This window comes from Paenibacillus sp. sgz302190, from assembly GCF_059820445.1.
Map to the genome: position 1 here is coordinate 52,005 of NZ_JBZYAO010000009.1, position 12,160 is coordinate 64,164.

At 53.7% G+C, this 12,160-nt stretch carries 6 protein-coding genes; all 6 read right to left on the reverse strand.

Annotated elements, in window-relative coordinates; genetic code table 11:
* Nucleotides 1–6: 6 nt before the first annotated feature.
* The 6 genes from fabD to AC6RNO_RS12720 all read right to left on the reverse strand — a co-directional run bounded on the left by fabD (nucleotide 7) and on the right by AC6RNO_RS12720 (nucleotide 12,099).
* Nucleotides 7–1,272 carry an ACP S-malonyltransferase gene (fabD, locus tag AC6RNO_RS12695; protein WP_497105646.1) on the reverse strand — a complete coding sequence of 422 codons (1,266 nt, stop codon included), beginning with the start codon at nucleotides 1,270–1,272 and terminating at the stop codon, nucleotides 7–9.
* A gap of 114 nt (nucleotides 1,273–1,386) precedes the next feature.
* Nucleotides 1,387–2,433 carry a MupA/Atu3671 family FMN-dependent luciferase-like monooxygenase gene (locus AC6RNO_RS12700; protein WP_474681171.1) on the reverse strand — a complete coding sequence of 349 codons (1,047 nt, stop codon included), beginning with the start codon at nucleotides 2,431–2,433 and terminating at the stop codon, nucleotides 1,387–1,389.
* Nucleotides 2,430–6,194, reverse strand: a complete 3,765-nt coding sequence (locus tag AC6RNO_RS12705; protein ID WP_497105647.1) for an amino acid adenylation domain-containing protein — start codon at nucleotides 6,192–6,194, stop codon at nucleotides 2,430–2,432. The genes AC6RNO_RS12700 and AC6RNO_RS12705 overlap by 4 nt, the downstream gene beginning before the upstream one ends.
* Nucleotides 6,195–6,211: 17 nt before the next feature.
* Nucleotides 6,212–9,334: a cyclic peptide export ABC transporter gene (locus AC6RNO_RS12710; RefSeq protein ID WP_497105648.1), complete on the reverse strand. Its 3,123-nt coding sequence runs from the start codon at nucleotides 9,332–9,334 to the stop codon at nucleotides 6,212–6,214.
* A complete protein-coding gene (locus AC6RNO_RS12715) occupies nucleotides 9,331–10,584 on the reverse strand; it encodes a macrolide family glycosyltransferase (RefSeq protein ID WP_497105649.1) in 1,254 nt (417 codons plus the stop codon). The genes AC6RNO_RS12710 and AC6RNO_RS12715 overlap by 4 nt, the downstream gene beginning before the upstream one ends.
* 42 nt (nucleotides 10,585–10,626) lie before the next feature.
* The gene (locus tag AC6RNO_RS12720) at nucleotides 10,627–12,099 is read right to left on the reverse strand and encodes a SagB family peptide dehydrogenase (protein WP_497105650.1); all 1,473 of its coding nucleotides are present in this window, start codon (nucleotides 12,097–12,099) and stop codon (nucleotides 10,627–10,629) included.
* Nucleotides 12,100–12,160: the final 61 nt, after the last annotated feature.

A 12,160-nucleotide genomic window follows, 5' to 3' on the forward strand; every position in this document is an offset into this window, starting at 1 on the left:
TGTAGGCTAAGCGCTGTAGAAGTGCGCAAACTGCTCTCGCGTACCCGTATCTTCCACAATTTCGCGGAACCGTTCCCTTTGTTCGGCTTCGGAAACCCCTTTCGTATCCATAATCAGCTTCAGCATTCGCAGCGCTTCATTCATTTGCCCAAAATCGGGGCTACTTCCGTTCTTGTCCAGCTGCTCCTGCATCGATTGAATGTTCCGGTAAGGCTCAACAACCCCCCGGCGGTATGCATCGTCGTCCCAATTCGTATTGCGCGTGCTCACCGCTGCCGTCAGGCATTTTGTGACTACGTTGTTGACGGTGTTTCTTTGCGCTTGCTCCCGCAATTCCGGCGCCAGCCCTTTGCGGACTTCTTCCAGATTTTCCAATTTCTCAAAAGGGTAGCCTATCATTTGCGGATCATTCGTCTTCGCCAGGTTGGCCAGCACTCTTTTCGGTCCGAGCTCAATCGCCTTCTCAACGCCATTGCGGCTGAGATACCGCATCGTCGCGTCCCATCTGACCGGCGATATCATTTGCGCGACCAAATTCCGCACGATCTCATCCGGCTCCGAATAAGGCTCCCCTGTCACATTGGACAAAACAGGCCAGCGGAACGGGCCGAAGGCGCAGCGGTTCAGCTCTTTTTCCAGTTTTGCCGCCGCAGGCGCCATAAGCGGGCTGTGAAAAGGCGCGCTGACGTTCAAGTAAGAAAGCCTTGCGCCTTGCGACTCCAATCTTTGTGCGGCCGTCCGCACCGCCTCCGCATGCCCGGAAATAACGATTTGGTCCGGCGCGTTGTAATTCGAAACGACAACCTCCCCGCCGTGACCGGATGCGCGCTCGCACTCCGCATGAATCGTCTCTTTGCCGATTCTCATCACGGCGCACATCGCCCCGATCCCTTCCGCCGCCGCTTCCTGCATAAACCGTCCTCTCGCCCGGACAAGGGTCACGGCATCCGCGAAGCGGATAGCGCCAGCGCACGCGAGCGCCGAAAATTCGCCCAGACTATGCCCTGCGGCATAAACGGGAGATATACCAATTTCCTCCATAAATACCTTGTACGCCGCCACACTGACCGTCAGCAGAGCAGGCTGCGTATACTCCGTCCGCGACAATTGCTCGAGGCTGCCCTCAAAGCACAGCTTGCTCAAACTTTCGTTCAACGTATCGTCAGCCTCTTGAAAAACTTGCCTCGCCGACGCGTATCCGTCGTAAAGCTCTTTGCCCATACCTGCATATTGCGAGCCTTGCCCGGGAAACAGGAAAGCCAATTTTCGCATGAATACCATTCCTTTCCACCCAATCCGTCATCCATGAGTCAGTCCGACGGAGTTACTTTTGTGCATACCTTCTACGTGATTCATCGGACTGACTCCTGGGAGTCTGTCCTTGCTTCACGAACCGTAACGCCGCCTTAAGCGGTCCACCTGCTCCAAACTTTCGAGAATATCGGCGTGCCGCAGCCCAAAATCAACGAGACAGGCAATTTCGTTAACGCCGATGGAAGCCATGGCGTCCACCGTGCGGGCGCATGACTCCGGGCTGCCGAAGAGCGCGCATTCTTTCCAATATCGCTCGAACGCCATGGAAGCCAGCAACCGGCGGTGCGCATCGGTAATTTGCTCGGGGCTTATGCCCAGCGCTTTCCGGATCATTTCCGCATCGTACATCTCGGTATGCCGCATCAAATATTGAATCATCGGCTCGCGTACCGTCTCCCTGACCCTCTGGACATCCTCGCCCATAAATGTGTGCAGCATAAGCGTGACGACACCGTCCGAGGCATGTCCGAATTTCCTCCGCTCGCTGCGGTAAATGGCGATATTCTCCTGAAGCGTGGCGATGTCGATAGCATACAGTGCGGTTAAAATGTTGGCCCCGATCTCGCCCGCTTTTCTCCAAGTTTCTTTCGTTCTTGCCGTCGTCACCCAGATGTCGAGCTTGCGCTGTTTGGGCTCGGGATAAATTTGATCAATGACATGCTCGGTATCGCCGGAAGGGAACGTCACGGGCTCCCCCCGCCAAAGCCGCTGCAAAATATCGATCCGCTCGAACATAATCTCTTTGCGGATTTCGAAATGATCGGGCGCCAGCACGTATTCTTTGGGATGCCACCCGTAAGTCACGGAAATGTCGACCCTGCCGTTCGACAAATTGTCAACGACAGACCAATCTTCGGCGACGCGAATCGGGTGGTGAAAAGGAAGCGAGATGCTCCCGGCCCGGATTCGGATCCGCTCGGTTTTGACGGCGATGGCGGCGCTGAGGACGGACGGATTCGGAAACAGGCCGCCGAAACGATGGAAATGCCGCTCCGGAGTCCAGATGGCTGCAAACCCGCGCTCATCGGCAAATTGGGCGATTTCCAAAAGAGAGCCGTATTTGTGCCCGGCATTTTCCTCGCTGTCCGACGAAAAGAAGAAGATGCTGAACGCCGTCATGAATAGACCCTGCTCTGAGACAATTGTGTGAGCAATCGGCCATAGGAACGGAAAAGGGTGTTCATCTTTTCTTTATCGAGCCTTTTGCCGTTAAACTTGCCCACAAAAGAGATCCGCTTCCCGTCGCCGTCCCCTTCGATGCCGAGCGCAATATCGTACACTTCCAGCAACCGGTCAACCTCCCCTGGCCCGGCGTCTTTGTAAACGAACGGCAGCACCGCATCTTTGGGTTTGCTCGTCACGTCCAAAGCGAATCCGTCCCTTCCGTTAAACCGGTACGCTTCCAGGCTCCCGGAACCGCTCCTCGCGCCGTTTACGAACCGGAACAGCTCCTGAAAGCCTTGCAGTTCCGCCAAATCAATCCGCACCGGCAGCACGTCCCCGCCGTCCTCCGACAAACAATGCAGCGTTGCGGTCTTGCTTCCGCTGATTTCGGTAAAAAGATAGCCGTACATGGACACCAGCACGTCAACCAATTCGACATTGCTCTCGGCGGCCAATTGCCGGAGCGATTCCGGCAGTCCGTTTTGCAGATGAAACCGGACGACCCCGACCCCGCTTGCGTGCGGCTGATGCGCGAAATAAGCGGCAGGCAGCGGCTGATAGCCCGCGACGGCCGGCCGTTCGGACAGCGGAGCCCTGTCCTTCGCATCCACCCAACCGGCCAGCTTGGAAATAGTGGACTGCGAAAATAAATCCGCAATGTTCGTCCCCCAGGCGTACTCTTTTTCCAGCTTGGCGTGCATGTGCATCAGCAAAATCGAATTCCCCCCGATATCGAAGAAATTGTCATGAAGGCCCACGCTGTCCGACTGCAAAATTTCTTTCCATACCGCCATAATTTTATGTTCGGTTTCGCTGGCGAACTGCTCTTCCAAAACGCCGGCGTTCAACCTTTCCTTGGACCGCATGAGCGCTTTTTTGTCGATTTTGTCATTGCCCGTCCGCGGAACTTCATCGATCTTATAGTAATAGGAAGGGAGCATATAATGAGGAAGACGCCCGCTCAAATACTCCCTCAACGCATAGCTTTCGATCTCGTCCGCCGGCTTGATGTAAGCGGCGATGCACTTCGTTCCGCTCGCGTCGTCAATCGGCAAAACGACCGCCTCGCCGACGGCTTTATGCCCCAGCAGCGCATGCTCGATTTCCCGCGGATCGATCCGGTAGCCCCGTATTTTGACCTGTTCGTCGTTTCTGCCGACAAACCGGATACGGCCGTCCGGCTGCCAAACCCCGATATCGCCTGTCCGGTACATGCGGGTTCCGGAATCGAAAGGGTTCGCGACGAAGGCCCGCTCCGTCAAATCCGGGTTGTTCAAATACCCTCTGCTTACGCCGCTGCCGGCAATGCAAATTTCCCCCGGTATGCCGATGGGCATTAACCGGTTTCCTTCATCCAAAACGTATACGTTATAACCCGTAATCGGCGAGCCGATGGGAATGTTTTTCACCATTTGGGTACCGCATTTGTAATAGGTTGCGCAAACCGTAGATTCCGTAGGCCCGTAAGAATTGTATACATTCGCATACTTCACGAGATTGGAAAAATGCTCAAATTTAAATACGTCCCCTCCGCTGATGAAAGTATGAACGCTCGCCAGCCGCTCCCGCTTGTTCAATTCGTTCAAAAGCAGCGGCTGAACCGTCACGACGCTAATGGTGTGCTCCTCGATAAGCGCTGTCAGCCGATCGATATCGATAACGTCCATCCGGTTGGCGATGACGATCGTTCCCCCGCTTAACAATGCGGGATACGCTTCCTCCACAAAATGATCGAAGGAGCATGAAGCTTGCTGGAGGACGACATCCCCCGCCGTCAGGCCAAATTCGTCCTGAAACGCTTGCACGTAACTCAGCAAATTCCGATGCTCCGCCATGACGCCCTTCGGATTGCCGGTCGAGCCGGACGTGTAGATGACGTAAGCGAGATGCTCCGAAACGTTGACATTCTCCAAATCGGCGCTATCGCCGGTGCGCAAAAGATCGTCGTCCGCATGGATGACCGTTCCTGCAAAAGCGAGCCCATCCGCCGCCCCCTTGCGCGTCAAAACAATACCCGCAGCGCTGTCGCGCAAAATATAAGCAATTCTTTCGGCCGCAAACGTATGATCGATCGGAATATACGCGCCTCCCGCCTTCAGCACGCCGAGCATGGCGACGATGAAATAAGCCGACCGTTCCATCAGCAGGGCGACGAGACCGTCGGGCGCCATGCCCGCTTCCCTAAGCCGCCTGGCCAGCCTGTTGGCCATTTCGTTAATTTCCCTGTAGCTGTATTTGTTCCCCTCGCAAATAACCGCAATATGGTCCGGCGTTTGGCGGGCTTGCTGTTCAAACATTTGATGAATAAGCTCAGGGCCATGCTTCCGGATTGGGCGGTTAAAATCGCTGAGCAGTTGATGCCGCTCCCGCTCCGTGACGATCCCGATGTCGCTGACCTGCACGTCCGGGCGGCGGATCATTTGCCGCATCACTTCCTTGAAATGCCCGGCGATCCGTTCCATCGCATCCTTGGAAAAGCCCTTCGTATGATAGGCGAACTCGATCTCCCACTCGCCGAAAGTTTGGATGCCAAGCGTCAAAGCGTAATGCGTCGTTTCATGCATGCTGTAGCCGTCAACCTTAAGGTAACGGCCTTGCTTCGCGCTGCTGTCCAGCGGATAGTTTTCGATCACGACGATCGAATCGAAATAATCGTCCTTCCCCGTCATCCCGCTGTACCGCCCGATATCCGGCAAAGGGGTGTTTTCGAACCGTTCTCTCTTTTTCAGCATGCCGTCGACGGATCGGATCAGTTCCTCCGCACGTCCGCCATCGGGGAAATGAACCCTCAAAGGGATCGTATTGATAAAAAGCCCCACCATCTCGTCCACCCGATCGACATCCGGCACCCGGCCCGACACGGTCGTTCCGAAAACGATATCGCCGGACCGGTTGTATTTGTGCAGTAGGACAGCCCAAGCGCTGTACAGCAACGCAGCCGGCGTAATTTGGCGGCTCGCCGCAAATTCGGTCATGGCGCTTACTTCCGAAGCCGTGAACGCCGCCGTATGGCTCGCGGCCTTGCCGGACTCCGTTTCCGAACGGTCCTCCAGAACGTGCGGCAAGGAAGTGCGGTCCGCAGCATCCTTCAGGCACTCGCTCCAAAACACTTGCTGCTCGCGCTTGTCCTGGCCCTGATGCCATTTGATAAACTCCTTGAATTTCGTTTTCCGGGGTTTTACAGGCTCTTGGCCCGAATGGAACGCGTCATAGGCGGCCATAACTTCCTGCAAAATAATGCCGTTGCTCCAGCCGTCATACACCAAATGATGCCAGGTGACGATCATTTCGGAGCGCACATCGTCAAGCTTGCACCATGTAATTCGAAAAGGCCGCGTTTCCAGATCAATTTGCGTCCGCCTGTCCCGCTCCCCGATTTCCCGGGCCAGCCTTTCCCGGTCTTCGGCAGGGTAGGAGGACACATCGTACGTCATCATCGGAACTTCGATTGCGGCCAGCACAATTTGCACGGGATGCTCAAGCTTTTTCCATCTGAATACCGTCCGCAGCATTTCATTCGTCTCTATGACGTAGTTCCATGCTTTTGTCAGCGACTGCAGGCACATTTCGCCGGAAAGCCGCAAAGTCAGCTGCTGGAAATAAAAACCGTTCTCTTCGCTGCTCAAATAGTGATAGAGCATTCCTTCCTGGGTAGACGTCAAGGCCAGCACGTCTTCTATATTTCTTTTGTCCAACTTATTCGCGTCCGTTGCCATCAATGCTCCCACCCTCTTCACGAATTCATGGCCGTATCCATGGCGGCCGCCGCAAAACTGCGTCTTTCGCGCTTCATGACTTTCCCCGTCTCCATCTTGACGATCTGATCGGCCATGCCGAAAAACCGGTCGTCATGCGTAATCGCAATGACGCATTTCCCTCTGCCCGTCAGTTCCGGCAGCAGCGAGTCATAAAAAAACTGCCTGAACTCGGGGTCCTGATCGGCCGCCCATTCGTCGAACAAATAGATCGGGCGATCCTCCAAATAGCTGACCAGCAGCGCTAACCGTTTCCTTTGCCCGGCGGAAAGCCGGAGCGTGCTCCATTCGCCGTCCTGGATGCGGACCTTGTCGTGCAAACCCAAAACGTTCAAATACGTTTCGACGTCGCCCGTTTTTGCTTCCCAATCGATGCCATACAGCTTCGCGAACAGATGAAAATCGCTAAAAACCGCAGCATAATGCTGTCCAAGCCGCTGCGTATCGATGCCGGTTCCGTTCACCCGGACTTCGCCGCTGTCAGGCGCATACAAGCCGGAAATAAGCTTGGCCAGCGTCGACTTCCCGCTGCCGTTCCCGCCGGTTATGAACGTAATTTCGCCTGAACGGAACGCCAAATCGACGGGCCCGACCTTGAAGGTTTCGCCTTCCTCGTTCGTATACTGGTAGACGACGTTTACCAGCTCCAGCTCCGCGAAAGGGGCCGGCTGCGGCTCCGCCAAACGGGCGGTCTGCTCCCCGCCTACGGCATCGAGCTGCCGGGAAAGCTCGTTAATTCTGCCCCAGCTGATTTTCACCCTGAACAAATTCGGAATCGTGCCCAAAATGCCGTGAATAGGCCCGGTCATATACAGCAGCACGAAAACATAAGTCCGAATCGACGTATCTTTTAAATCGGGAAACAGCACAGGGAACAGGAAAGCGATCACGCCGACGACAAAAGAAAACAGCAGCTCTCCGATCACGTTCACATTGGCAAACTTCATATCGCCCTGAATGCGCTTTTGCCTGTACGTAGAAGAGCTGGCGATCATATCGCGCTTGAAGTCCTCCCGTTTGCCGTTATGGATGCTCAATTCCTTGAACCCGGCGATTAAATCGTTAATAAAGGTAAAAAAGACATTTTGAATGTCCCGCGTCTGTTCCCACAGCTTGCCTGCCTGTTTGCCCATCCAAAAATGGAGCCCGGCGGCGAGCACGATGACGAGCATCGAAACGAGCAATCCGTACACGCTGATCGTACCCATGTAGACAAAACAGCAAATCAGCGTAACGAGACTTGTTGCGCCGGTAATGACGATGTTGGAAAAATCGCTGATCGTCTCCGTGTCGTTGTTCAGCGCCGCCTGGATTTTTCCGTATTCCAGCTTTTCGACTTTTTGATAGGACGTATTCAAAATTTTTCGAATCAAATCCGTTCGCTTCTGGTACACCATGTTGTTGGCCATATGGATCAAACGGCTTCTGACCAGCCTTTGCCCGCACACATAGACGGCGATGCCGACGAGCAAATACAGCAGCAGGCCGCTCTGAAACTTCTCATTGTCGCGGTTCAGCGCCTCATTGACCACAAATATAATCATCGCATTGCCAAAACCGCTCGCCATGCTGAGCACGATCATCACGAAAATCGGCTTTTCGCCGGGCTTCGGAAAAAACTGCGTCAGCATAAAATACAGGCTGAACAGCAGGACGGCCGCAAACACCGCAACAACGGCGGCGCCAAGCGTAGAAGGCGCCCACACTTGAATGAAATTCCAGTTGAGCCCGTAGTAAATCACATCAGGGATGCGGTACAGGCAATAAGCGAAAGCGGCCATAAAAACAAGAAACGTCAGGAAGACGAGCGTAACACCGGCCGCGTTTCCGGTAAACCTCCGTTGTTTTCCGAGCGCCTGCCGGGCGAAAACGGACATCAACCATAGGGTCAAAGCGATGATCGGAAAAGAGATGAAGAGCACAGCCGACGCTATGCTATCCATACTTTTGTACATATCGTTCGCCGGCTTCGGCAGCTTTTTGTTTTGGATGATGTTCATCACGCCCTGCCCGATCGTCTGCGTGTAGGAGGAGTTCAGATTGGCCATGACGGCCACGCCGACGCCGTCCTGCGGCCTGAATACGATATACGACGAGAAATTCGGATTGTTTCCGCCGTGCGACAGCTCGCCCGAACCGCTCTGGTAAACCGACCAGCCCGAAGCGTAGGAAGAGCCGTCGTCGCTGGGCGCGACCGTCTTGTCCGGCAGATGGGACTTCTCGATCAGCCTGCGGTCGAAGCCGCCCGGAACGGCCGTTTCCAGCTGAATTTTCAACCATTTTGCCATGTCCAGCCCATTGGTGATGACGTAGCCCGCCGGAACGTTGCCCCTGTATGCGGGAGCGTCATAGGCCGCCGCCCGAAACAGCGCGAATTTGTATCCCTGCGCCAAATCGCCGGAATTGGCACCCGCTTTGAACATCACCGTATGATTCATGCCAAGCGGCTTTAAAATATGTTCGGCCATATAAGATTCGTAGGACTGGCCCGACACTTCCTGAACGATTAGCCCCAGCACGTCATAGTTGATGGTGGCATAGACGTATTTGTCGCCGGGAGGGAAATCCAGTTCCTGCCCGACCAACGTTCTCACTGTTTGTTCCAGCCCGTCTTCGGCGTCCGACTTCGGAATGTCTCCGATCGTTTTGAACGGAATGCCGCTCGTGTGGTGCAGGAGCTGGCTTAAGGAAATGTCCGCCGGCGTCCCTTTTTCTTTCATGTGAAACCACGGCAAATACCGGCTTACAGGGTCTTCGAGATGCAATAGCCCTTGAGCTTCAAGCTGAAAAACCGCGAGCGCCGTAAACGCTTTGCTTGTGGAGCCGAGCTCGAACAAGGTATCCGGCGTGACGGATTTCCCGGCGGCTTTGTCGGCATAACCGAAGCCTTTGTTATAGACCGTTTCGGAGCCATTCACGATCACTACGGAAAGACCGGGTATTTGCGACCGCTTCATATTGCTTTGAATATAAGCTTCGATTTCGCTTGTTTGATCCGCTGTGAGCAGCGGTGAGGCTGAAGCGAAAGCGGAACCGGCAGAGGCAAACCACTGCAAGATGAGGAACGTCAGCGTCAGCAGAGGCATCAGCGCTCTTTTCATCGATTCGCGACCTTTTCCTTTTCGCGTTTGACGAAAGCGAATATATCATCCGCCAACCGTTCCAATCCGCCTGTAGACGCGAGTGACCGCTTTATGTTCAGACAGTTGTCGCGATAAGCCGGGTTTGTCAAAACGCGGTCGACCGCTTCCGCCAGATCTGCGGCTCCGATCTCCTTGTCCTTCATGAAAATGCCTGTTCCCGCCCTTTCCACCGCGATAGCGCCCATAAATTGGTCGAAGCTTTGCGGGATGACGACTGTAGGAACTTCAAAGCATAAGCTTTCATGGATGCTGTTAGCGCCGCCATGCGTGACGAAAACGTCCGCGCGCTTTAAAATTTCCAGCTGAGGAACGTAAGGGTATACGAGGAAATTGTCCGGAATCGGCCCCAACCGCTCCAATCCGACCTCGTGCCCGACCGACATCACGACCTGATAATCCGTTCCCCCAAAAGCCTCGATACAGGTTTCGTAAAAATCCGCCACCGCGTTGAAAATAGTACCGAAAGCGATATAAACCAGCGTTCTGCCGTCAAGCACCTCGTAAGGGAAATCGGCCGTTTCCTTTCTCGAATATATGGAATACCCGGCAAACAAGTAGCTGTCGTCGAACGCTTCGGGATAAATTTGAAACTGTTTCGACGTAAACAAGATGTTGAGCTGCTCCTTGCTGCAAAAAATATCGTTCACGACATTGATATGTTTCAAACCGTACTTCAAAGCTACGATTTTCGACAGCTTTTCCGTTATTTTCCGGTATACGTCGACCTCTCCTTTATGCTTTTTGTAGAGAGGATCGTCTCCGGCTCTTAGCACGTTTTCCATGAAAAAGGCGGGATCGATAGCGGCCATCTCGTCGATAAAAGCAAAATTGGCGAACAGCGAAATGCCGGGAATGCCGAGCATCTGCGCGATTTCTCTCCCCCAGTAGCAAAAAGCGTCATGAATAATATAATCGGGCTTTAATTGCCGAACCTCTTCCCCGAAAGCATCGATCACCGCCCGGCTTCTGTTCAAAATGAAATCAGCCGTCACCAGAAAAGCCTCGATGCCTCCGCCGTCATAGGTTCCGAAGCCGATGCCGCCCTTGTAGCTTTTGAAGACGGCTCCGGTATTCTCGATCGTATCGCGAAACTTTTCATCCGTGTAATAAATGACCTCTTCCCCCCGCTCAACCAGCTTGCTGATGAATCCGAGCGTTGGATTGACATGACCGTGCATATCCACACTGAAGAAAACGACCCTCGACATAATCATCCTCCCGACTTCTTTCGGCGTATTTGGGTTGGTCGGCTACTGCAGCCCGTTTCCGGGTTTATTAAGAACGTACCGGTCAAGTTTTCGGATCGAAGCCGAGTTCGGATCGCCCTTGCCCCATGCGCCGGCATACATGATTTGCGATTGATGCGGCAATTGCAAAAGCTCTCTCACCTCTTCGTCGTAATAGCCCCCGATCGCGGAGTAGGCCAATTGAAGCTCCTGGGATTTCAAATACATCAGCTGCCCCAAAATACCGTCGGCAATGGCTCTTTGCTGAAATAACGCCAAGTCGCTCTCATCCGCCTGGGAAACATCCATGACGAAAAAAAACAGAATCGAGCAATTATGCACCAACGCTTGCCCCAAGCAAAGATTGGCAAACACCTGCCTGAAATCCCCCGCTTCGATCATTCTCAGTTGACCGTCAAAATGGTAAATGCCGGGCAGCATGTCCTCGACGGCATGGACAACCATATAAAAGGATGAATATATGTTCAACTGATGAATAAAATCAAGCATCCGCCAAAAATGGTCCCGCGAAATGTCCGCAAGCGCGTAGGCCGGACTGGATCTCCGCTCGATCAAAAGCCGCAGAATTTGATTATAATCGTCCCATTCGGCCGGCAGCGCATGGCGGGCCAGCCATCCTTCCGAAGGTTCGCGAACGGAACGGCTTACCTTGGCTTGAAAATCGGCGATGGGCTTCCAGTCGAACAAACTCTCTTCTTTATCTTCCGAAGAAGGGATCGTGTGATCGGCAAACGCAGCATGCTCGTTCAGAATCGTCAAAGCCGAAGCACTGCCGCTTCCTTCGTCTGACGTTGACGGGTGGCGAACCGCAATAACGGCAACCGGTTCTTCATGGTCGTCCAATTGAAGCAGCGACTTGATATCTTTGGACTTTGTTATCGTATATACGGAATGATCCAGTCCCAATGCATGCAGAATCAGCTGAAAATTAGCGACCGCATGCCCGGAATCGATCAGGCTGAAATGGTAGCCTTTATGCGAATATTTCCAGCAAGTTCGCCACGGAACAATGGAAAGGACAAAATAAAAGTCCGCATTATGGTCCTGCTCCAGCAATGTGGAGCAAAGCAGGTCCGCAGCATCCGCTCCGGGCATTTTGTAGAGCAGCGTCTGCAGCGCGCTGTAATAATAAATGCCGGGTTCAATCCCGTCCATGCTGCGGATGACTACATACACTTCAACCGGGTAGCACCCTCCGGCAGACGGATACGACCATAAAAGCTCCGGCTGATGGCCGTAAAACTTGACGGCGGTCGTTCCGAACGAAGGAAGCAAGATGCGCTCCAGCATCCTCGTGCCGGACAACGGCGCCGACCTAAAAGACTCTTCCGTATAAATCGATGTCTTTAATCTGACATAAGGACCGCTAACCTTTTTGAATCGTTCTGGTCGGCTGCTCGTTTCAAATCTGCTCCCGGCATATTCCCTGCCTCTGCAAATTTGAAAGATGGACAAATGATTCACCGGATTACTCATTGGATTTATCATCCTGTTTATCCCCACGCTTTACCGTAAATTTGTCTTCGTTTCCAGCAGC